This is a genomic window from Methylophilus luteus, from assembly GCF_042676265.1.
GTDB lineage: Bacteria > Pseudomonadota > Gammaproteobacteria > Burkholderiales > Methylophilaceae > Methylophilus > Methylophilus luteus.
Genome location: NZ_JBHTKB010000001.1, coordinates 1,586,783 through 1,608,214 on the forward strand (window position 1 = coordinate 1,586,783; position 21,432 = coordinate 1,608,214).

Below are 21,432 nucleotides of genomic sequence, written 5' to 3' on the forward strand. Positions count from 1 at the left end.
TCAGGCAATTTCCTTGCAGATTCTGACAAGTTACTAAAAGCAGTCTAAAAAAGATAGGCTCCAGCGCGGTTTTTTATGTAAATGTTGCGATTTAACTGCGTTGACCAGCATTGAAGCAGCCTGATGGCTTATTTCAAAGAAAGTGCCCAGATACAATCCGATACAAAACATAGCCCCTGTCCACGAATAAATTTCACTATATTGCGGTCTGTATCATTAACAGCAATCTGTAGACGCTGTGCTTATGGGAGCCCTGATGAAAACGAAATATGGTGTATTAACTGGCTTGCTGCTCAGCCTGGTGTTGTTCAGCAATTTGGCGCAGGCGCACCCGCCAGGTCACAGAGGTGGCTGGCGCGGCGGTGTGGGTGTCTACGTAGGCAGCCCCTTCCCCTTTTATGGGCCACCACCGCTCGCTTACTCCTACGGCTACCCCTACTACCCTTACCCCTATGCTTACGGCCCGCCACAGGTCATAGTGACGCAACCACCACAACCGCAGGTCTATATTGAACAGGGCAGCGGAGTGACCTCCACTCCTGACACATCCTTACCGTCAGCGACGCCAGCAGCACCGGCAACCACTGCAGGCAATAACAATGCGCAAGGCTACTGGTACTACTGTGAGCAATCCAATAGCTACTATCCGTATGTGAAAGAGTGCGCCGCCGGCTGGAAACAAGTCACCCCTACCCCGCCCGCCCCTGCAGACAGATAGGGTCACGCCATGAAAACACTGACACGAATAGCTTGCATAGGTGTAGCGCTGACCTTGGCTGGCTGCGCGACCACCCCCAGTGGCCCCAGCAATATGGCCTTGCCAGACACAGGCAAAGATTTCAACCTGTTCCGGGCAGATGATTTATCCTGCAGGGATTTTGCCCTTGGGCAGATCGGTTCTAAAAGCGTCAATCAGCAATACAATCAAAGCCTGGCAGCAACGACTGCGGTGGGCACGGTGATCGGAGCTGCCCTGGGCGCAGCCGCCGGTGGTGGCGAAGGTGCCGCCATAGGCGCAGGTGTCGGTGCTTTATCCGGCGGCGCGATAGGCGCGGACACTGCAGCCAGCAGCGGCGATAATGCCCAGCACAAATATGACAACGCCTACCTGCAATGTATGTATGCGGCCGGACATAAGATCCCGGTGCCAGCCAGTATGGCAAAAACGTATACACAGGGCGCGACAAGCTCAACCCAAACGACAGTCACGCGCAGTACCACAGGCGTTCCTCCGGTACGATCGACCTACTACCCCCCGCCACCGCCGCCCCCTGGCTATCAGCGTTAAGCAAACCCAAGCTGCTGGGTCAAGCTCGACTATCCAAGCTTCACGCTGGTAAATATTTCAAACTGGGTGATTTAGTGACCGTAGCGCAAACTTAAGCTTGCAGGCCTGGTCGTAGCATCATGCAAATAATCAAACACATTTTTATTTTAGCGCTGGCTTTTTCCACCCTGAGTTGTAGCCTGGTAAAAACCGCTTACAACAACGCGCCGGTGCTGATCGCCTGGCGTCTGGATGATTACTTTAATTTCAGCGAAGCGCAAAAAGCCAAACTTAAACCAGCGCTGCAGGAGTTGCATGCATGGCATAGAAAAAACGAGTTACCGCGTTATGTCGCCTTGCTCAATGAGATCAACGACGATTTAAGTCATGAGGTGAATGCAGAAACGGTCTGCCAGCGTATGGAAGCGATCAAAGCCAATGCGCAGGCGCTGCAAACAAGATTCATCCCCATCATTGTTGAGCTGGGCCCTACCCTGAGCGATAAGCAATTGCAGCATTTGCAGAAAAAGCTGGAAAAACGCAATCAGGAATGGAAAGAGGAATGGTGGCAGGAAACCACAGAAGAACAGCAGGAAGCCAGACTGGATAAATCCAAAGATTTTGCGGAAAAAGTATATGGCGATATCAACGAAAAGCAGATCAACATTTTAAAACAAAGCATAGCCAACAATAGTGACCCGGCATTGATCTATGCAGAAATCTTGCGCCGTGACGAAGATGCATTGAATATCTTAAAAGCCATACAAAACCCGGCTGTGTCCACCGAAGAAAAAACGCAACTGGTGCGCGCAGGTTTTGAGCGTATGCAACACAGCCCGAATCAGGCTTACCAGGCGCATATCGATAAAATCACGCAACAGACGTGTGCAACCATTGCCAGTCTGCAAGCAAACGCAACTGCCAAACAACGCCTGCATGCCCAACATTGGGTAGAAGATTACAAGACGCAGTTCACCACGCTGCAAAGTAAATAACGCAGCCTCTGCTTGCTGATGCTTAGGCATGATGATTAAATTTTCCCGCATCACTCAGCGTCCTTCATAAAAAAACAGGCGACCTTATCGCCTGTTTTTTATTAAACAACTGATTAAATCAACATCCCGCCCGATGCCTCTATGCGCTGCGCATTCACCCAACGGTTATCTTCAGACAACAGGCTGGTGATCATGGGGCCTATATCATCCGGCACCCCGACACGGCCCAACGCGGTCTGTGAGGCAATAAACGCATTCACGTCCTTGTTGTCACGCACCAGGCCCTGGCCAAAATCGGTTTCAATCGCACCCGGGGCCACGGTGTTTACCGCAATCTGCCTGGCACCCAACTCTTTAGCCATATAGCGCGTCAATACCTCAATGCCGCCTTTCATGGCCGCATAAGCACTGTAGCCAGGTAAAGTAAAACGTGCCAGGCCACTGGAGATATTGATGATGCGGCCACCATCGTTGATCAAGGGCAGCAATTTCTGCGTCACGAAAAAAGTAGATTTCAGGTGGATATTCACCATATCGTCAAATATCTGTTCAGTCGTTTCTGCAAATGGTGCGGTGAGCCCGGTACCGGCATTATTGATCAGGAAATCAAACTTCTCCGTTTGCCACTGCGTATTCAATGCCTGTTTCAGTTGTTCAGCAAAAGCACTGAAGGTATTTACCTTGGCTACATCCAGCTGCAAGGCCACTGCTTTTTGGCCCAGGCTTTCGATCTCGCTCACCACTTCCTGCGCCAGCGCCTGATTACTCTGGTAAGTCAGCACCACATCTATGCCTTGGCGCGCCATCGCCAGCGCCGTGTTTTTACCCAACCCGCGGCTTGCACCTGTGATCAATCCGATTTTTGCAGTCATGTTCAATCTCCTGTTGTGATTTAAAGTAATTGCAGTTTATTGTTATCACTAACAAAGATAAATATAGTTTAATTGATTATACTGTTCACATTAAACGAACAGTAAGCCAGTCATGGACAGTAACGAGACCCTCAAACGTTTTATACGCGTGGCAGAATTAGCCAGCTTTACCAAAGCGGCTGAAAGCCTGAACCTGCCCAAAGCCAGCGTCTCCCTAGCCATACAGCAACTGGAAACCAGGTTGCAGACCCAGCTGTTTCACCGCACCACGCGCAAAGTACAACTGACGCCGGACGGGCAATTATTCTATGAAAAAAGCAAAGACGTACTTAGCGAGATCGAAGAACTGGAAACGCTGTTTATCAGTGATGACAGGCAGATCGCTGGCGTTATCCGCGTCAATATGTCGCACCCTATGGCACGTCACCTGGTGATTCCCGCCTTGCCGGAGTTTCTGCAACGCTACCCTAACCTCTCAATCGACATCAGCAGCGAAGACCGCAAAGTGGACCTGATCAGTGAAGGTTATGATTGCGTAGTCAGGACCGGCAACGTAGAAGAGTCAGGCATGATCATGCGCAAGATAGGCGAGATGCAGCAAACCAATTTTGCCAGCCCGGCCTATCTTGCCGAATACGGTGAGCCGCGCAGCATTGAAGACTTGCATAAGCACTACCTGATCCACTACCAGACCAGCAGCAACAACCGCTTCGATGCCTTTGAATTCAGCACTAATGGCCAAACGCAAAGCTACAAAATGCAAAGCCGCATCTGCGTCAACAACACCGACGCCTACAGAGCGGCCTGCGCCGCCGGGCTTGGCATTATGCAGGCACCGCGGTTTGGCGCGCACGAGTTGCTCAAAAGCGGTGACCTGGTGGAGATTTTGCCAGCCTTTACTGCCCCGAACATGCCGGTTTCTATTCTGTTTCCGCACCGAAGAAATCTTTCCAAGCGCGTGCGGATTTTTATGGATTGGGTCAGTGAATTAATACATCAACATTTATGAAATCAGTCTGGTTTAAATTGATAATTCAAACTAAACCAGATCCCTCTTGGTGCGCCTGGAGCTATGAAGTTTGTACTTAACCAATCTCCAGAGTTGTGGTTGTAACCAGAAACACCAATCGCACCGTTAACGCTAGGCGAGAACGCGTTACGCCCAAGCCGCCCAGCCGTAAAATACTCTCTATCAAACACGTTATTAATCAATAACGTGCCTGTCCATTCAGAGTTGAATTTATAGCTGGTCTGGAAATTAAAAGTGGCGTATCCAGGCACTGTTCCATCATTGGTTGTTGGTCTGCCAAGTAATCTAGTGCCGTCTGGATATTCTTGTAGAACCCGTGCTACACCTTTTTGATGCTCGTTGTTTTCATTGCCGCGCACAAAGCTTTTGCTATGCGCAATGGCGGATAAACCAATTTGCCATTTAGGAGTAACCTCATAACTGATACGAGCATTGAGGTTGTGTAGAGCAACACCTGGCATACGGCTACCCTTTTTAACGTCAATAGCTTCTCCAAAACCATCGTTTTTATTAGTACTGCTGCTATTGTCGATGCTGATCATTCGGAAATCGTCTTCAAAAGTGGCATCAGTTAAACCATAGTTAATGCCAAACCCCCATTGATCAAGCTTGCCTGATAAGCCTGCTTCTATACCACGTCGGCGAGTTTTACCTATGGTGTCAAAAAAACCCGCGCCATTACCCACGGCGACAAAGTAAATATCATCTTTTAAATCGGTCTGGTAAACGCCTAAATTCCATTGAAGATTAGTAGACCCCAACCAATTATTGAGTGTGCCTCGCATGCCAATATCATAACTAGTGGCTTTAATTTGCGGCAGAAATGGGTCGCCTGATAATGTTGTCGGTAGCGTACATTGGCGGTTTTCAAAAATACTTTTTGGTGTGTAATTTTTCGAATCAGCAAGTTGCTCTGGCGTGCGTTGAGTTGGTCCTGTATAAACTGGCGTTTTGTCAAACGCACATCCCAGCTCAACAACACTAGGTGTGCGTGTACCTTGCGACCAATTGGTATATACATTCAAGTTTTCTTTGGCTTGCCATGTCGCACCCAAAGACGGATTAAAAGAGTAAAAGCTAAATTTCTCGGTTTCAGCAGAATCCAGCACATTATTGAGTTCTGGAATCCTGAAATTAGTGGGGACGTTTGTACAATCGGCATTAGGGCAAATACCTAAGGTACTTGGCAGCCCCTGGAAAACCATGTCGCCTATGCCAAAATTCACTAAATTCCTGCGAGCGGCGATTTTGTTTTCCACTTGAGTTACATTGTAGCGACCTGATGCAGTGAAATTCCAATCGCTGGTAGGTTTCCATGTTTCACTAAAGTAAATACTTTTTGTATTGCTAGTGCCTTCAAAATTATTGTTTTCTAACGGCACAAAAGCGCCTGTAAACATGGGATGGATTTGATCTGGCGCCAAGTAACCACGGCGGTTAGCATCCAACAGACCTAGACGTTGTGAATTGTTGTAGCTAGCATTGGCTGAGTCTAGCGAAACACCAATCATGAATTTATGCTTATCCAGGTTCCAGTTAAATTGCAGCGAAAATCCATCCACCACCTGTTCGATCTGGTTGTTATTGAGCAATGCGGTCGGCGTGTAATACACTTTTCCAGTGGCCGGATCGGTAACACCAACAACTCCTGGCGTTCCATAGGCACGCCCATCCACTGTTTCAAAACCTGATATGGGGTTAGGTATATTGTACTGGTCCCCCACTGAACCATCAGCTCTGACTTTTTGCTGTTCATAACAAGCCGTTTTGTTAGCAGGCGATAAGATAAGCACATAGTTTTTGGTAATCACACCATTTTGGTCTTGCGTAAAAAAGTAATTAAACTCTTCGCCAAGCACTCCGCCATAATCCTGCAGACTTGCGGCTACATTGCCGCCAGTTTTGGAGTTTCCTGCAAATGAGCTGCCATATTCGTAGTGGAATGCAGGCTCTCCAAAAAAACTTGGCTGGCCTGAAAGTGGAACAGCTTTTAAACCGCCATCCCTGTTTAAAGACTGCTGCTCATAGAAATTTGACCATAATTTAAATGAGTATTGATAGGCCGCTAAAAACTCCGGATCTAAAGGTTTATTAATCAAACTCGCATAGTTGGCTGGATCAAAAGTACCATTGAGTAAATCCTGGACAATAACTGAAAGTCCTGAACCATCAGGGTTTTGTGCATCATATACCCATGAGGTTTGACCTTGGCTGGTCACTGGATCATAGTTTTCGATTGGTAATACGATGTAATCGGGCAAGTTATACAAGTTTGCCGCACTATTTGGACCGTATTGACCAGCTCCACTGCTATTAAACAGGCAAGTGTATTGCTCGCCTGCGGCTGGAATGCGACTTGCAAGCAAATCTTCATCATAATCCGCCATCACATCTGCGCCTACTTGCGTGCGATCACTGTTACGTCTATAAACTTGGCCAGTGATGCTGAAGCTGTCTGTAGCTTGAAACGCGCCTGACAACTGAAATTGCTGCAGCCGGTTTTTTGTGACGTCTTCAGAGGTGTAAGAACCATTTCTATTTTGATCATACATTTGGGTTGGTAATAAACCATTACCCACCAAGTCTGTGCCGACCATCAATGTACTAAGATTCAGATCCAGCTTATCCCCTCTGTAACTCGCCTTACCAAAAAACTGGTTCACCTTGCTTGGTGAGTTCTCACGCCATCCATCTTCAAGAAAAAAGTTACCTGCCCCAAAAAGCGCAAGTGTCCCGTTGTTCCAGCCAGCTTCTGTCTGCAATTGTTTCCTGCCAAAAGACCCAGTCAGGATATCTGCATCAAATCCTGCATGATTAAAACCGTCTTTTGTTTTCATGGAAAAAGCACCACCCAATGTGTTCAAACCAAAAATCGGGTTTGACCCTGGGAAAACATCTACACTTGCCAGTGCGTTCATAGGAATCATGTCCCAGTTCACGACGTCTCCGAATGGTTCATTCACACGAATACCATCCAGAAAAACACTCAGGCCTTGTGGAGTACCGATTTGTGGGCCTGCAGTGAAACCACGATATTGGACATCCATCTGAAACGGATTGCCTTGGTAGTCATTGACCGTCACGGATTGCAATTTTCGGTTCATTAAGTCAGTCAGGCTTAATGAGTGCGCTTCCTTGATTTCCTTGGCGGAGATGCTTTGTACGTTGCCAGGAATTTCTTCCTTGGTTAAACCCAGACCTGGTAATGGACCAATCTCATACATGCGTTTAGCGCGAACTTCAACTTTATCGATTTGTACGCTCTTATCTTCTTTGGCTGCGCGCTGAATAAAAATCTTGTCTCCCTCTATTTTGCCTTGCAGGCCTGTGCCATCCAGCATGCGCTGGATCGCTTCTTTGCGCGTCATGCGGCCTTTGATCGCTGGAGATTTTTTATCGACGATAAGGGCGCTATCGACGGTCAGGGATAAGTTGGACTGTATGGAAAACTGGCGTAATGCAGCCGCCAGCGGTTGCGCTGGCATATCCAGGCTAAGCGGCACGGAAAAGCTTTCTTCCTGCTCTTTGGGCACCTGGGTATTGAGTTCTGCATAGCTGACAGTGGGTGTCAGCAGGCTGATCGAGACTGCCAGGATGGCATTTCTGACATGGTTATTTTGCATGGAACATCCGTCGATTACTGGTCGTATTAGAGGTGTAACCGACGGACTGGCAAAACGCCTGATATGAATGGTTAAAAAGAAATGTAAAGAATTACCTGATAGGTTCGATCACCAGTTTGTTTTCCCTGGTTTTTAATGCGACAGGCACTGAGCGTGGCAATGTGCGGATAAAGTCTTCTATCTCTACCGTTTTGAGCACTGCATTCACTTTAGGTGTGTGTTCACCTGCAAAGCTGGCAGTGACTGACTGCGGACGGTAACGGGATAATGTATCAGCCACTTCAAACATATCCGCCTGGTCAAACACGATGCGCCCGCTGGCGAAGCTGAAGCTATCGCTGGCGTAACGGTCCACTTTGAGCGGTGCGCTTTGTTGCCTGATTTCGGCTACTTCACCATCGTGCAGGATCATGGCGTTGGCCGTGCCGTCTGCGCGTGCCACTTGCACGCGGCCGTGATCGACACTGATGCGGACTTTTTTACTTAACTGGTTAACCGCAAAGCGGGTGCCAAGCACGGTGACTTTGGCTTGCTGTGTTTCGACCACAAATGGACGCTCGGGGTCTTTGCTCACTTCAAAAATGGCTTCGCCACGTTGCAGCTTGACCAGGCGTTGATGGCGGTAGAACACGATCTCAAGCGCGCTGTTGGCGTTGGCGGTGATCACGGTGCCGTCATCTAGTGTGCGCTTGACGATTTGCGCCACGGCGGTGGTTTGCACTTGGGTGGAGAGTGGCTGGGCCTGCCAAGCCTGGTATTGCGTGCGGCCTAAAAAGCCCAGGCCTACGCATAGCAGCATCACCGCCAGGCCAGAACCCAGTTTGGATAGCTTTTTGCGGCGTGAGGATTGCTCGAAATAGAGTTTTTGCGTCAGCGCGTTGGAGAGGTCTTTCAAGCGGTCGGTAGAACTGAAGTCCTCCATGGTGGATTCAACCAGCTGATAGGCAGCCTGATGCCTGCGGTCAGACAGCAGCCACACTTCAAATGTGGTGCGCTCTGGCGCATCTGGCGCCGCTTCTCGCATGCGCACATACCAGCGGGCGGCAGCCTGTTTGATTGAATCGTCGTGTTTGTTCATCACTGTCTTAGCGGGCTATATATTTGCGATCAACTAGTCATTTGCGATCAGTTCGCGTGCACTGCTCAAATCGATAATGGCGCGCATCACATGCCGCTCTACCATATTTTTGCTGATGCCTAACGCGGCGGCGATTTCAGCCTGGGTGTGGCCTTCTACCCGATACATCCAGAACACCTGGCGGCAGCGTGGCGGCAATTGCTCAAGAATAGCCTGTATGGTCTCCAGCCGCTGCTTGATGTCGTTCAATTGCTCAACCGACAAGGTGGGAGCCTCCAGCCACTCACGGCTCAGGCCCATATCCGCATCCAGAGAGACAAATCGCTGGCTGGAGTTATACGCATCCACGATCAGGTTTTTGGCAATGCTGCGCATATACGCATGCGGTTCTTGCCCCTTGTTGGCGCTGGTCGAAACCGTGTAGCGTATAAATGCATCATGCAGAATATCTTTGGCCACGTGCGGGCACGCAACCTTGAAGCGTATATAGCCGAGCAAGTCGGTATACGCCCACTGCAAATTAATCCCGCCCCACATCATTGTCTTTTCCATGGCAGTTTTAGCCGCAAAATTTATGCCATGCCCGTTAACTTAAGTTCCAGCCGGTTATCGATATAATTGATGTAAAAGTGGTTTATATAAGCCACCAATATGGCTATAAAAAACCATTTTTGGTTAGCGACTGATCTGAGCTTCAATACGCTGCCGTCTCCAACGAAGCAGACCTAACATGAATAAACCACTGCAGAATAACCACACGCTTGGCGGCGCGGGCACAAAACTGGCCCGGTCACGCGTATATATCGTCCAGTCAATAGTAAACGTCAGGTGATCCTGCGGGCCCAAAAACCCGTTTAACACCCCAAGCTCACTTTTAAAAATCTCAAGCTGACCATCTGGCATCATGAGCATGTCTGTGTAAGAAAAAGTGCCAGCGATCGGCAGCGGGTCAAACAAGGGGTCTGATGGAATCGTAGGGTCCTGAATCGCCAGGCTAAAGTCGAATTGACCCATTTGTGGGATGACTGCATTGCCCCGGGTGTAACTACCAAACACGACATACAGTTGGTCTTGCAACAGCTTGAAGGCTTCATACTGGATGGTGAGCGCATAGCCATTGCCATTAAAAGTGGATTCCCCTATGTAATACACGCCATCCCAGGAGTCAATCATAGGTAAATAGCCAGAATAACTCTCCTGAAACTGCTCGATCTTGGCCTCGGCATTCAGGCTCATCAACACAGCCAAACCCACCACCAATGTTTTTATGCTTTTTAAAACCATTGCCCTACTCTCCCTTTTTTATTTCAGTTAATCGTCATTATTTGGCCTAGCTATCCATACCTTGTCCGTCACAGCTGTTTGCTACTCTAAAAAAATCCCCTGCACCTGCCGGAGGAAAGCGAGGCAAGCGCAGGGGTTAGGAGGCAGGCATTATCGTGTGGCACTCGGGAAAAGGCTTACGCGATAACGCCTTGCTGCATGACACTGTTTTAGTTGTTATTCCAGTCTGAAAGACACAGGGATGGTGATGTTAAAGGTTTTTTTCTTCAGGCTCTCCTTCACGCCTAATTGGCCTATGGCTTTCTTGACCATGCGCACTGCTTCATCATCCAGCGGCACATGTTTGCTGCTATCTTTCAGCGAGACATTGGTCAGCTCGCCACGGATAAACTGCGCAACGATCATGACATCGCCTTCCAGGTGCCGCCGGATGGCTATGGTCGGGTATTGCTTGCTCTTGTTCACCAGTGCGCGCAGTTGTTCGCCATAATCACCCCAGGCATCCTGATCGCCAGCGGTGAGTTCATCCGATTCACTCGCCACCTGCACACTGGTAGCTGCTGCCGGCCGGCTGTCTTTAGATTCACTGGCGGCATGGCTGGCGCTTTCAGTATTTGTCGTTGCCGCTGCGGCAGCGGCAGGTGCTGCCGGGGCGGCGGGCTCTGGCTTGGCCGGTTCAGGTCGCGCTTGCACTTGTTCCGGCACGCGGTAGTCGGCCTCAGTGTTCGCTGGGGCGGCCAGTACCGGCTTGGTTGTTGGCGCTATGGCCTTGGTGACGGGTGTGACTTTCTGCGGCACGTTCTGTGGTTCAGCGGCCTGTGTTTGCTGCACTGGCTGTGGCTGCGCACTTGCAGGCGGTGGTGCTTTCACGGTAAAGAATTCGATCTCCAGCTTGTCTGGCAATGCCGGCAGCGTGATATGGCTGAGTGTAGGGTAAATGGCGACCACTAATAAATGTAGTGCGATGGAGATGCCTACCGCACGCCAGACCTTGGCTTGGCTTTCATCATCAATAAACACCAGGCTGGTCATAAACTTATCTGCCTGCTTCCGGCGACATGACAAAACTGAACTTGCTGATGCCTGCCCGCTGTATCGCCGCCAGCACCTTGGCGACTATGCCATATTCGGCATGCTCATCGGCATAGATCTCTACTGCCGGGTCCTGCTGCTGCTTTAAGCTGCCCAGCTTGCTGGTCAGTGTGTCTAAGGCGAGTTTCTGCTGGTCGAGGAACACATCACCAGCATCGGTGATACTGATATGCGCTGTTTTAGGCACGGTGATGGCCACTTCAGCACTGGCCTTAGGCAACTTGACCTTTACCGCATTCATTAGCAAAGGTGCGGTGACGATAAATACGGTCAGCAATACCAGCATGACATCCACCAGTGGCGTGACGTTGATCTCGCTCACCAGCTCTTCCTGTTCTGCATCCCCAAGGATAGCCATGGCTTAGCCTTCTATGCCTGATTGGGTGAGCAGGCTGTGAAAGCGGCTGGCGACTTGTTCCATATCGGCGCGGTGCACTTTTTGTCTGCGCATAAAGTAGTTGTAGGCCAGCACTGCCGGCACCGCGGTGGCGATGCCGATGGCAGTGGCGATCAGGGCTTCGCCTATGGGGCCTGCCACCACGTCCAGCCCGGCTGAGCCGGTGGCGGTGATGGTCTTGAGCGCGTTCATGATGCCCCACACCGTGCCGAACAATCCGATAAAAGGCGCAGTAGACCCTATGCTGGCCAAGACGGCGACACCGCCATCCATGCGTTTATGTTCCAGGTAGGCCTGTTGCTTGAGCGAGAGCAGGATCACTTCCTGGCGCTCGTTGCGGCGCAGCAATGAGTTGGCCATCACTTCGTTCATGGCAGTCATGCCGGCATGGCACAGGCGGGCAAAGCTGCTTTCACTTTTAGAGATCAGCAAGGGCAGCTCGTAGATGCTGCGCATCTGCTGCCATTCAGACAGGAAGTCCGTCGATTCACTTTGTGATTTGTACCAGGCCCAGCTTTTGATAATGATGATGGCCCACACCACCACCGACAGCACGCCCAGCAGATACAACACTAAATCTACGATGTCAGGTACCAAGTCCACAAACCACCCCTTAAAAATTAAACTGCTTGCGCCAGGCACTTGCCGGTTACAAAACCCTGCTTATGTGCAATATGCAAAATCATCATCAGGAAAATATCCCGAATTAATCAGGAACATTACGTATTCACATCCCTATACTTGTTTAATCGCTGAGAGCAGAAAAAACCTGACGTCGTTAACAATGTTTTACATTTAAAATCTAAATAGTATCCGCACTTGAAACGACCAATTACTTTTTCGGATCAAATGTATAAGTCAGACTAACCCAAGCTCCTCGTGGTGCGCCTGGCGCCAGGAAATTGGTTGTCGCCCAATCAGTGGAATTAAAGTTATATCCACTTTCGCCAATAGCGCCATAAATTGAAGGCGAGAAGGGGTTTCTTCCTAGACGACCTGCAGAGAAATACTCCTTGTCAAAAATGTTGTTAACGCGCAGCCCTAAGGTCCATTCTGAATTTAACTTGTAGCTAGTCTGAAAATTAAACGTCATATATCCAGGAGTAATACCGGGCGCGGTTGTCTTACGGGAGACCTGGATAATGTTGCCATCGCTTTCGATAGAATCAACAATTGTGGTTCCTGCTTGGTGTTTGTTATTTTCGTTACCACGTACATAAGCAAAAGAGTGCGCCACCGCTGTTAAGCCGACCTGCCATGCTGGCGTGATTTGGTAACCCAAAGTGGCATTGAGGTTATGCAAAGGTACGCCCGGCATCCGGTCACCCGGCTTCACTCTGATGCGCCGACTGTAATCACGATTTCCAAAGAACTCTTCCACCGAACTACTGTTATCGTTTGCAGGCATCCAGAAACTGTCCTGAAAGGTGGCATCCGTCAGCGCGTAATTCAGTCTCAACCGCCAGTTGTCAAAACTGGCCGAAATACCTGCTTCAAGCCCTTGGCGTCTGGTTTCACCAATGGTGTCAAAGAAATTACGGTTGCCGGGATAGCCAATCATGTAGATGTCATCTTTAAGGTCGGTACGATAGAAACCCAGATTCCATTCCACCGTATCGTTGAATCGGCCCCGCATACCTAAATCCCACGAAGTTGCTTGAATCTGCTTCAAAGGTGGATCACCAGATAATGTGGTTGGGAGTGAGCAGGAACGATTCTCGGCAAGACTGCGCGGCACTAAAATAGAATTACCTGGCGTCCCTTTTTCCACCGGCGTTCTATCAAAAGCACACCCCAGCTCCACAACGGATGGCACGCGTGTACCTTGTGCAACATTTCCGTATACATTCAGGTTTGGAGATGCCTGCCAGGTTGTACCCAAAGAAGGATTGAGAGAGAAATAACGGAATTTCTCAGTTTCGCCCGGATTTAACAGATTAGAGGCATCTGGAACCACATAGCCCGTCGGGCAAACAGCGCCTGGTACACAAATATCAAAATAATCAGGGAATGCTTCTAGCTGAGCTAAATTGAATACATACGAACCATAGGTACGTGACTCGATTGTGGTTTTGCCATGGGTTTGGTTGTAGCGCAGCGCTCCGGTGATATGAAGCGTGTCTATCGGACTCCAGGTTTCGCTAATATAAAGGCTCTTGGTGAGCTGGTTACCTTTAAAGTTATTATTCTCAATCTCAACACTAGCTGCTGCATATTGATCACGAATTTCATCTGGCGATAAATAAGCATTACGCTCACTATCCAGCATGCCTAACATTTGACCACTTTTATATTTTGCAGAAGGTGCATCAATCGAAGCACCAACCATCAGCTTATGATGCTCAAAATTCCAGTTAAGCTGCATGGAAGCACCATCGGTGATCTGGTCGATTTCAGTATTCGTTAGTACTGCCGTTGGAGTACCATTTGCAAAGCCAGTACCTGTTCCATTGTTATAAGCGGCACCATCTACCGTTTGTTCACCGCCTTGGGGACCAGGAACAACTAAATTATCTCCACCCACGTCACCCTTACAAACATCGCCATTTGTAGGTGGTGCAGTTAACAATAAATGTAAATTTCCGTTCGTATCATAGTAATAAGAATCTTGAATTGCCGAGCTAAATTGACTGATAGGATCTTGATCTTTAATCTGACTTAAGGCAATTCCTGCCTCATATACATAAGATGCAAGACCATTTGAATATGACTCTACATTGCCATTAGGAATTATCGGCAGCCCACTGCCACCCGGTGTGAAGATGGCGGTTTGCTGAAAGTTTTTTTTCCTAAAAAAATCATTCTGTGCCCTGGCTACTAACTCATCAGGCAGGCCAGCATTCTTCAACTGATTTGATGGATTTGCTAAATCATATGCATCCAAACTTGCAAACGCATCCGCCTGCGTTGGCGCAAAAAGAAAGTTAACCAAAACTTCGTTATAAGCCGGGTCAGCTGGATCGAATAAACCAGGATTAAGTGGGTCGCCGCCTTGAATCGGTATTACATAATAATCAGGTAAGTTGTATCGATTCGTACTTGTAAACAAACAGGTATATTGCTCACCTGCAGCGAGATTTCTTTTAACCGTTTGATTCCCCCACTCTGTATATACATCCGCACCCAACTGCTTACGTTTGCTGCCTCTACGATAAGCTTGTGCTGTGATCGTAAAATTATCATTAACAAAGTAACTGCCTGAAAGCTGGAATTGCTCTAACTGGTTTTTAGTTGTATCAGGAGAGGTATAGACGCCATTTCTATCTTGCGCATACATTTCGGTTGGGATCATGCCATTACCAACCAGTTTATTCCATGCAACCATCGTGCTGAAATTAAGGTCAAGTTTCTCACCACGGAAACTAGCCTTGGTGAATAATTGATTCACACGACTTGGTGAGTTTTCGCGCCAGCCATCTTCCAGAAAGAAATTACCGGCAGCAAACAAGCCTACGGTTCCATTATTCCAGCCACCATCTGCTTGTAGTTGTTTCCTGCCAAATGAACCGGTCAATATATCTGCATTAAAACCAGAGTGATTGAAACCATCTTTGGTTTTCATTGAAAGTGCGCCACCAAGCGTGCCTAAGCCAAATATCGGGTTTGACCCTGGAAAGACATCAAAACTTGCCAGTGCATTTAAGGGGATCAGATCCCAGTTCACGACATCCCCAAAAGGCTCATTAATACGAATGCCGTCAATAAACGCAGATAGACCTTGTGGCGTACCAATCTGTGGCCCTGCGGTAAAGCCACGGTACTGCACGTCCATTTGGAATGGGTTACCCTGGTAGTCATTCACATTAACCGACTGCAATTTGGAGTTCATCAAATCCGTCAGACTAAGGGCATGCGCTTCTTTGATGTCTTGGGCGGTTAGTGTTTGAACATTTCCTGGAATTTGCTCTTTGGTTAAACCTAAACCAGGTAAAGGACCGACCTCATAAAAACGTTTGGCCCTGACCTCAACACCTTCAAGCTTTAGTGTTTTATCTTCTTTCTCTGGTGCGCCGGGAATTGGCTTTTGTTTAGGCACAGCACGGCGTAATTGGTAGCGGCCATCTTTATTTTGGATCACTTCTAATCCACTGTCTTTGAGCAAAGTATCAAAGCCTTCCTGCACGCCATATTGGCCTTTGAGGGTGGGGCTGCGTTTGCCTTGTGTAAGAATGGGGTCAAACCCCAACAGGATGCCTGATTCAGCCGCGTAATCAGGCAATGTGTCGCTGAGGTCCCCTGCCGGAATCTGGTAGGTCTTTTTTGGCAGGCTTATATTGAGCGCTTCAGCCATGGCCTCCCCTACCACTGCGGAAAGCAGTAAGCCAGCGCCTAGTAAACAAACTCCACCCCAAGGCACGCTTTTACGATTTTTATTATTCACTCTCAACACCTTCTGCCAGCAAAAATCTATGTAATTACTGCTATGCCGAATGAAAAATAAAAACCGGAAGTAAAGCTGGATTTTTTTTGAAAAAATTTGAAAACAGAACAAGACAGCCAGTATTACGCTGGCGTCAAGGTGGTCCAGAAGCGCGTGAAGCGGCGTACACGTACAGGTAAGGTTTGCTCTATGGTATTGAGTACGGCTTCTATGTCCGCAATGGGGAAAGAGCCGGAAATTTGCAGATCAGCCACTGCCGGGTCGCAGCGCAACACGCCGGATCGATAGCGGGAAAGCTCATCGGCAAATTCTTGCAGGCGCATGGCGTAAACGACGATCAGGCCGTTGACCCAGGCTTTGTCTGTGGCTTTTAACCTGGTTTTGGCAAACACTTGCGATTGGGTGAACACCAGCGATTCGCCCGCACTCACCCTGACTGGCGAGTTGGCGTTATTTGCAGGGCGCACATCGACCATGCTTTCAAACACGCTTACTTTCACCATATCCACTTTTGCCAGGCCAGGCTGTTGTTGCTGCCACTCGCGCACGCTAAAACGGGTGCCCAATGCAGTGACGCTGCCCTGCTGGGTGATGACGCTGAAAGGACGATAAGCACGTGCTTGCTCATGAGCGGTTTCTATCAATATTTCGCCGCGAACCAGCTCGACCATTCTGGCGGTATCGCTGTAGACGATATTAATAGCGGAATCGGTATTGAGGTGCACAATAGTGCCATCGACCAGCTGGATTTGCCGCTGCTCGCCAACACGGGTGCTGGCGTCGGCCATGACTCCGCGCCATGGCTGCTCGCGATAGCTGTAATAACCCGCCCCGCTGACCGAAAGTAGCAGCACCAGTTGCTTGAGGATGCGGCGGCGCTCAGCCGAAGGTGGCGCTTGCAAAGTGGCCACAGCCAGCGCGCCTGGCACCTTGCCAAAATATTGTTGTACGCGCTCGATCTGCTGCCAGGCGCGGCCATGTTCTTCATCTGCGTCCAGCCACGATTGCCAGGCAGATTTTGCCTGATCATCCATCTCGCCAGATAGCCAGCGTGCATACCAGTCACTGGCTTGCTGCATGGCCGGGGTGATATTGGCGCTAAGCTCAGAGCGCATAAGCGCTTACTCCTGTAACAACGCCATGCATTGCAGCATGGCCGTTGCCACATAAGTGCCCACCGTGCGCGTTGATACGCCGAGACGGGTGGAGATATCCTGGTAGCTGGCACCTTCGAGCTGGGCCAGCAGGAAAGCACTGCGCACCTTGGCAGGCAGGCCATCCAGCATCATATCCAGCCGCACCAGCAGTTCCAGCATCAATGCGCGTGATTCTGGTGACCCCACTTCATCCGGCATCATATAAGCCAAGGCGTCTAGATAGGCTTTTTCCAGATCGCGGCGGCGGACGTGATCCACCAGCAGGCCATGGGCGATGCGGCTCAGATAGGCTCTGGGCTCATTTAAAACCGGCAGTTCGGCTTTTAACAACAGGTTGAGGAAGGTATCCTGTGCCAGATCCGCTGCGCCGTTTTTGCAGCCTAATCTTTTGTTGATCCAGGCGCGCAGCCAGACATGGTGCTCTTGATAAAGCAACCGTATCAAACCTTGTGAATCAGAAAATTGACTGGACATTTTGCACTCTGGGTAACAACCGCCTTTATGTGCGCAATATCAGTGCCAGTTAGCTAAACAATTGAATCAACAACATTTTTCAATAATTCCCGACCCACTATTTGGCTGCTTATAGCCACCAACAACCAATTGCAACCAATATTTTCTTTGCTTGCGCTTTTAAGTTGATGCAGCGTCTATGTTTCAGACTCGCGTTTGATCAACGCCTGTTTGCGCGCTACACCCCAGCGATAGCCTGAGAGCGAGCCATCCAGCCTGACCACTCTATGGCAGGGAATCGCCACCGCCAGGCTATTTGCTGCACAGGCGCTGGCCACTGCACGCACCGCGTTGGGCATGCCTATGTTCAGCGCCAGTTGGGTATACGTCACTGTGGTGCCAACCGGGATCTCGCGTAAGGCTTGCCATACGCGTTGCTGGAACAAAGTGCCTTGAATATCCAGGGGCAGGTCCAGCCCCAGGCGCGGGGTTTCCACAAACGCGATCACGGCCGCCACGGTTGCCTCATATGCCTGATCGCCGCCTATGAGTTTGGCTTTTGGAAACCGGTCTTGCAGCTCGCGCAACATGCCGTCTGCATCATCGGCGATGGCAATGGCGCATATGCCTTTATCACTACTGGCGACCAGGATGCTCCCCAGTGAGCATGCAGCCAGCGCAAAGTGGATAGTGGTGTTGGCGCCGCCCTGGCGGTATTGCCTGGCTTGCATGCCTAAGGTTGCCGCGGCTTTGTCATAAAAGCCGCTATTCGACGCATATCCTGCGGCATAGATGGCATCGGTGATGCTCGCATTGCCAGCAAGTTGCTGACGCATATTTTGCGCCCTATGAGCCAGGGCATAGGCTTTAGGCGTTGTTCCGGTGATGGATTTGAACAGGCGGTGAAAATGGTAGCTGCTAAGCCCGGCGTGAGCTGCCAGTTGCGTCAGCGTAGGCATGACTTCGGCAGATTCTATTAAACGACAGACTTGCGCGACTTTGTCTGCATGCACTGCCGGCAATGGTTGCTGATCAGGTTTGCAGCGCTTGCACGGGCGGAAGCCGGCGCTTTCAGCCGCAACCGTGGTTAAATAGAAGGCGACGTTTTCCGGGCGCGGTGTCCTGGCGCCACAAGAAGGGCGGCAATAAACACCGGTTGTTTTCACTGCGTAGAAAAACTGCCCATCTGCCTGGGCGTCGCGCGCCAAAACTTGCTGCCAGCGAGCATCAGCGGTGATCGCTACTGTGAGCTTAGCCATGCGAGTTTCCATCATCCTATTTTGTATGGACTCAAGATACATGAGAATCAGCTTGTAAACACTCTGACTCTTGCTTTTGAATTACATCTTAAGCTTAGTCCGCGTTTGCACGACAAGTGCCTGCGCCTCAAACTATATAACTAACTTTTCACCAAAAAAGCAGTCCATGCCTTTATGCATTGATTTTACAGCGCCGCTGTTAAATGACATTCAAGCATGCTGCTACGCCGTCACAGTTCGTTTTCTGTCTGTTCCTAGTTTTAGCTCAGTCCTAGTTTTAGTCAGTTCCTAGTTTTAAAAGTATGACCGGGGATGCACCTCACCCCCTTACGTGTTCGCGTTTTTTATGGCGGGCATCCTGGCTTTTTTAATGTCCATGGTCATCGTCGCCGCGAATAGCGGAGTCCACAGCGGCTACCAGTTTCGCGTCGTGCATGCCTATGCATTGGCCATGCCGGTGGCATTTTTTGTGTGCTCATCGTCAGGCCCATCGTGATGCACCTTGTGTCAGCTCTGGTTGAAGTGCATTAGCCCTATCGCCAAAAACCGCTTTGAAAGCGATTGTTTGCCATTGCCCAAACGGTCGCTTTTCAGCCCGATTTAAAGGCGATTATCGCCTGCAATTTAACTCAACATCCAACATCAATATAAATCAAAGACTTAAAATACGCCTCGCAAAGACCAATTCCAAGCCATTTGTAAGTTAAGTTGAGACTTAGAGGGGTATTTGCAAAAATCTCAGCAACGTTTTACTCGACTCGCACCCAATGTTGATTGCGAAAGAACGGCCCTATATAGCCTCTTACCTCTAGCGCCTTGCCTCCGTTTAAAGGTTTAAGTCGCACCCTATATACCTTGCCATTGTTCGGGTCGAGAATGTCGCCGCCTTCCCATGTATCGCCCCCAGTTGACTTCACATTGCGCATGATGGTCATGTTGAGCATTGGTTGATTCTTGCGCTCGTCTGTACACTCGCCGCACCTCTCGTTCTGCCTTGACGGATCGAGCAATTTTTCCATTTTCCCGCTAAGTACCCCACCAGATTCACTAATGCGTACATGTGTTAGAGGCTGCTTAGTATTGTCATCTGTCACTTCCCATAATCCAATCGGTGAGTTTTGGGCAAATGTACCCTCGCTTACCAACATCATGACTAGCGCAAAGAATATTTTTACGTACTGATTTTTCAATTGTCTTGCTCCACTTGAGTATGTTTAAAGACGGCTTATTAACATTTTGCCGATTGCCAATTGGCTTGAAATATAGCCGTTGTATTTGGGCAGATTATCCGGTGCATTTTCTAAGCGCTTCTCATAAAAGATGTGCATGTAGGGCGCCGGTAGCAGGTGCTGAGATTCAAAATTGCTAGATGGAATAAAAGCTAACTTGAAGGGTCCAAATCCAATAAACTCTACTACCGGCTTTTTACAATTTAGGCAGAGCCCACGCGCAAGGTTGGGAGGAGGACGGTACTTTTTAAATGAAATTTGCTCAATGTTTTTCACTTCGAGCTGCTTGGCTGCGATGACTGTTACGTCAGAGAACGATTTACCCATAAATCTCTGGCAAATTGTGCAATGACAAATAAGTCGAGCTGTAGGGATTACCTTTGCGTCTAATGTGCAAGTCCCACATTCGCATGAGCCGTGCAATAGAGACGGTGTGTATTTAGTCATACTGATGCTTTCTTGGAATTGTGGTTTTTTAAGCGTCCAGCCGCAGATCCTTGCGTACCCCTGCATCCACTAAAAATGCCGGCGCGAATCTGCGAAGAAAGCGCAGACGGCAGGCGAGCCCACCAGCTGTGTATCTAACTTTAGGATCTGTTGCAATTGCCGCTTTCAACACCACTTTAGCTACCACACTAGGATCATCCCCAGCCTCTACCGCCTCTATCACTCTATTAGCTAAGGCTTTACGGATTTTTTCATACTCATCAATTTTTAAGTCGGGCTCGAGCAAGTTAGCTTCGAACGCTGTCTTGGTGTATGCCGGCTGAACGATAGAGACTCGAATACCACGTGTGCGCAGTTCATGGTCCAGCGATTCCGAATAGCCTTCAACAGCATGTTTGGTCGCCGAATATAGCGCCATAAATGGCGCTGGCAGGAAGCCCAACACGGAACCAATGTTGATAATCCGTCCTTTTCCCTGGCTTCTCATATGAGGCACAACCGCACGCGTCATGCGGACGATTCCATAAAAGTTGGTATTGAAAATAGACTTTGTCTGTTCTATTGAGACTTCTTCTGCTCCAGCCGGTGCAACACTGAAGCCAGCGTTGTTCACTAGCAGGTCTATACGGCCTTCACGCCTAATCACCTCACTGACCGCGGCTTCAACAGATTCATCGCTGGTTACGTCAAGTGAAATCATCTCGTATGATTTTTGCCCCACTTGTGTCCCACTCCGGCTAGTGCCATAGACGTTAAAACCAGATTTTGATAATAGTTCTGCAGTGGCTTGACCTATGCCAGAAGATGCACCTGTAACCAGGGCTACCTTTCTATCATTCTTACTCATAAATTCAGTCTCCAAATGTGA

General features: G+C 49.2%; 19 protein-coding genes and 1 pseudogene. 5 read left to right on the plus strand and 15 right to left on the minus strand.

Annotated features, from left to right (window positions below; all coding sequences use genetic code 11):
- Positions 1-256: 256 nt before the first annotated feature.
- The 3 genes from ACFQ1Z_RS07420 to ACFQ1Z_RS07430 all read left to right on the plus strand — a co-directional run bounded on the left by ACFQ1Z_RS07420 (position 257) and on the right by ACFQ1Z_RS07430 (position 2,262).
- On the plus strand, positions 257-718 hold the full coding sequence (locus ACFQ1Z_RS07420) for a hypothetical protein (RefSeq protein WP_379056709.1): 462 nt from the start codon (positions 257-259) through the stop codon (positions 716-718).
- A gap of 9 nt (positions 719-727) precedes the next feature.
- Complete coding sequence (locus tag ACFQ1Z_RS07425) at positions 728-1,288, plus strand: YMGG-like glycine zipper-containing protein (RefSeq protein ID WP_379056710.1); 561 nt, start codon at positions 728-730, stop codon at positions 1,286-1,288.
- A 119-nt stretch (positions 1,289-1,407) separates the two neighbouring features.
- Positions 1,408-2,262, plus strand: coding sequence for a DUF6279 family lipoprotein (locus ACFQ1Z_RS07430; RefSeq protein ID WP_379056711.1), 855 nt, complete (start codon positions 1,408-1,410; stop codon positions 2,260-2,262).
- A 113-nt stretch (positions 2,263-2,375) separates the two neighbouring features.
- Here ACFQ1Z_RS07430 and ACFQ1Z_RS07435 read toward each other — a convergent pair whose 3' ends face one another.
- A complete protein-coding gene (locus tag ACFQ1Z_RS07435) occupies positions 2,376-3,134 on the minus strand; it encodes an SDR family NAD(P)-dependent oxidoreductase (RefSeq protein WP_379056712.1) in 759 nt (252 codons plus the stop codon).
- A gap of 112 nt (positions 3,135-3,246) precedes the next feature.
- Here ACFQ1Z_RS07435 and ACFQ1Z_RS07440 point away from each other — a divergent pair, with 112 nt between their 5' ends.
- Positions 3,247-4,143, plus strand: coding sequence for a LysR family transcriptional regulator (locus ACFQ1Z_RS07440; protein WP_379056714.1), 897 nt, complete (start codon positions 3,247-3,249; stop codon positions 4,141-4,143).
- Positions 4,144-4,145: 2 nt separating this feature from the next.
- Here ACFQ1Z_RS07440 and ACFQ1Z_RS07445 read toward each other — a convergent pair whose 3' ends face one another.
- The 11 genes from ACFQ1Z_RS07445 to ada all read right to left on the minus strand — a co-directional run bounded on the left by ACFQ1Z_RS07445 (position 4,146) and on the right by ada (position 18,888).
- Positions 4,146-7,787 carry a TonB-dependent receptor domain-containing protein gene (locus tag ACFQ1Z_RS07445; protein ID WP_379056716.1) on the minus strand — a complete coding sequence of 1,214 codons (3,642 nt, stop codon included), beginning with the start codon at positions 7,785-7,787 and terminating at the stop codon, positions 4,146-4,148.
- A 91-nt stretch (positions 7,788-7,878) separates the two neighbouring features.
- Complete coding sequence (locus ACFQ1Z_RS07450) at positions 7,879-8,865, minus strand: FecR family protein (RefSeq protein WP_379056718.1); 987 nt, start codon at positions 8,863-8,865, stop codon at positions 7,879-7,881.
- A 33-nt stretch (positions 8,866-8,898) separates the two neighbouring features.
- On the minus strand, positions 8,899-9,417 hold the full coding sequence (locus ACFQ1Z_RS07455) for an RNA polymerase sigma factor (protein ID WP_379056720.1): 519 nt from the start codon (positions 9,415-9,417) through the stop codon (positions 8,899-8,901).
- A 123-nt stretch (positions 9,418-9,540) separates the two neighbouring features.
- Positions 9,541-10,149 (minus strand): hypothetical protein, encoded by a 609-nt coding sequence (locus ACFQ1Z_RS07460; protein ID WP_379056721.1) that lies wholly within the window; start codon positions 10,147-10,149, stop codon positions 9,541-9,543.
- A gap of 216 nt (positions 10,150-10,365) precedes the next feature.
- Entirely contained in the window at positions 10,366-11,181 is an 816-nt protein-coding gene (locus ACFQ1Z_RS07465; RefSeq protein ID WP_379056722.1) for a TonB family protein, read from the minus strand.
- A gap of 4 nt (positions 11,182-11,185) precedes the next feature.
- On the minus strand, positions 11,186-11,599 hold the full coding sequence (locus ACFQ1Z_RS07470; protein WP_379056723.1) for an ExbD/TolR family protein: 414 nt from the start codon (positions 11,597-11,599) through the stop codon (positions 11,186-11,188).
- A gap of 3 nt (positions 11,600-11,602) precedes the next feature.
- Positions 11,603-12,241 (minus strand): MotA/TolQ/ExbB proton channel family protein, encoded by a 639-nt coding sequence (locus tag ACFQ1Z_RS07475; protein ID WP_379056725.1) that lies wholly within the window; start codon positions 12,239-12,241, stop codon positions 11,603-11,605.
- A gap of 229 nt (positions 12,242-12,470) precedes the next feature.
- Positions 12,471-15,929: a TonB-dependent receptor domain-containing protein gene (locus ACFQ1Z_RS07480; RefSeq protein ID WP_379056726.1), complete on the minus strand. Its 3,459-nt coding sequence runs from the start codon at positions 15,927-15,929 to the stop codon at positions 12,471-12,473.
- A gap of 212 nt (positions 15,930-16,141) precedes the next feature.
- Positions 16,142-17,134, minus strand: a complete 993-nt coding sequence (locus ACFQ1Z_RS07485) for a FecR domain-containing protein (RefSeq protein WP_379056728.1) — start codon at positions 17,132-17,134, stop codon at positions 16,142-16,144.
- Positions 17,135-17,140: 6 nt separating this feature from the next.
- A complete protein-coding gene (locus ACFQ1Z_RS07490; RefSeq protein WP_379056730.1) occupies positions 17,141-17,650 on the minus strand; it encodes a sigma-70 family RNA polymerase sigma factor in 510 nt (169 codons plus the stop codon).
- A gap of 176 nt (positions 17,651-17,826) precedes the next feature.
- A complete protein-coding gene (gene ada, locus ACFQ1Z_RS07495) occupies positions 17,827-18,888 on the minus strand; it encodes a bifunctional DNA-binding transcriptional regulator/O6-methylguanine-DNA methyltransferase Ada (RefSeq protein WP_379056732.1) in 1,062 nt (353 codons plus the stop codon).
- Between the two features lie 346 nt (positions 18,889-19,234).
- On the opposite strand from ada, the pseudogene ACFQ1Z_RS07500 reads away from it, so the two are divergent.
- Positions 19,235-19,419 (plus strand): annotated as a pseudogene (locus ACFQ1Z_RS07500) (DUF2798 domain-containing protein).
- 218 nt (positions 19,420-19,637) lie between these two features.
- Here ACFQ1Z_RS07500 and ACFQ1Z_RS07505 read toward each other — a convergent pair.
- Genes ACFQ1Z_RS07505 through ACFQ1Z_RS07515 form a run of 3 tightly spaced genes read right to left on the minus strand, consistent with a single transcriptional unit; the run spans position 19,638 to position 21,411 of the window.
- The gene (locus ACFQ1Z_RS07505; RefSeq protein WP_379056733.1) at positions 19,638-20,078 is read right to left on the minus strand and encodes a DUF2147 domain-containing protein; all 441 of its coding nucleotides are present in this window, start codon (positions 20,076-20,078) and stop codon (positions 19,638-19,640) included.
- A 24-nt stretch (positions 20,079-20,102) separates the two neighbouring features.
- Entirely contained in the window at positions 20,103-20,630 is a 528-nt protein-coding gene (locus tag ACFQ1Z_RS07510; RefSeq protein ID WP_379056734.1) for a GFA family protein, read from the minus strand.
- A complete protein-coding gene (locus ACFQ1Z_RS07515) occupies positions 20,593-21,411 on the minus strand; it encodes an oxidoreductase (protein WP_379056735.1) in 819 nt (272 codons plus the stop codon). Before ACFQ1Z_RS07515 ends, ACFQ1Z_RS07510 begins: the two co-directional genes overlap by 38 nt.
- Positions 21,412-21,432 lie beyond the last annotated feature (21 nt).

What these genes read in the sequence shown, in the direction of transcription:
- ACFQ1Z_RS07420 (WP_379056709.1), top strand. Translation starts at nt 257, where the DNA reads ATGAAAACGAAATATGGTGTATTAACTGGCTTGCTGCTCAGCCTGGTG.
- ACFQ1Z_RS07425 (WP_379056710.1), top strand. Translation starts at nt 728, where the DNA reads ATGAAAACACTGACACGAATAGCTTGCATAGGTGTAGCGCTGACCTTG.
- ACFQ1Z_RS07430 (WP_379056711.1), top strand. Translation starts at nt 1,408, where the DNA reads ATGCAAATAATCAAACACATTTTTATTTTAGCGCTGGCTTTTTCCACC.
- ACFQ1Z_RS07435 (WP_379056712.1), bottom strand. Translation starts at nt 3,134, where the DNA reads ATGACTGCAAAAATCGGATTGATCACAGGTGCAAGCCGCGGGTTGGGT.
- ACFQ1Z_RS07440 (WP_379056714.1), top strand. Translation starts at nt 3,247, where the DNA reads ATGGACAGTAACGAGACCCTCAAACGTTTTATACGCGTGGCAGAATTA.
- ACFQ1Z_RS07445 (WP_379056716.1), bottom strand. Translation starts at nt 7,787, where the DNA reads ATGCAAAATAACCATGTCAGAAATGCCATCCTGGCAGTCTCGATCAGC.
- ACFQ1Z_RS07450 (WP_379056718.1), bottom strand. Translation starts at nt 8,865, where the DNA reads ATGAACAAACACGACGATTCAATCAAACAGGCTGCCGCCCGCTGGTAT.
- ACFQ1Z_RS07455 (WP_379056720.1), bottom strand. Translation starts at nt 9,417, where the DNA reads ATGGAAAAGACAATGATGTGGGGCGGGATTAATTTGCAGTGGGCGTAT.
- ACFQ1Z_RS07460 (WP_379056721.1), bottom strand. Translation starts at nt 10,149, where the DNA reads ATGGTTTTAAAAAGCATAAAAACATTGGTGGTGGGTTTGGCTGTGTTG.
- ACFQ1Z_RS07465 (WP_379056722.1), bottom strand. Translation starts at nt 11,181, where the DNA reads ATGACCAGCCTGGTGTTTATTGATGATGAAAGCCAAGCCAAGGTCTGG.
- ACFQ1Z_RS07470 (WP_379056723.1), bottom strand. Translation starts at nt 11,599, where the DNA reads ATGGCTATCCTTGGGGATGCAGAACAGGAAGAGCTGGTGAGCGAGATC.
- ACFQ1Z_RS07480 (WP_379056726.1), bottom strand. Translation starts at nt 15,929, where the DNA reads ATGGCTGAAGCGCTCAATATAAGCCTGCCAAAAAAGACCTACCAGATT.
- ACFQ1Z_RS07485 (WP_379056728.1), bottom strand. Translation starts at nt 17,134, where the DNA reads ATGCGCTCTGAGCTTAGCGCCAATATCACCCCGGCCATGCAGCAAGCC.
- ACFQ1Z_RS07490 (WP_379056730.1), bottom strand. Translation starts at nt 17,650, where the DNA reads ATGTCCAGTCAATTTTCTGATTCACAAGGTTTGATACGGTTGCTTTAT.
- ada (WP_379056732.1), bottom strand. Translation starts at nt 18,888, where the DNA reads ATGGCTAAGCTCACAGTAGCGATCACCGCTGATGCTCGCTGGCAGCAA.
- ACFQ1Z_RS07510 (WP_379056734.1), bottom strand. Translation starts at nt 20,630, where the DNA reads ATGCAGGGGTACGCAAGGATCTGCGGCTGGACGCTTAAAAAACCACAA.
- ACFQ1Z_RS07515 (WP_379056735.1), bottom strand. Translation starts at nt 21,411, where the DNA reads ATGAGTAAGAATGATAGAAAGGTAGCCCTGGTTACAGGTGCATCTTCT.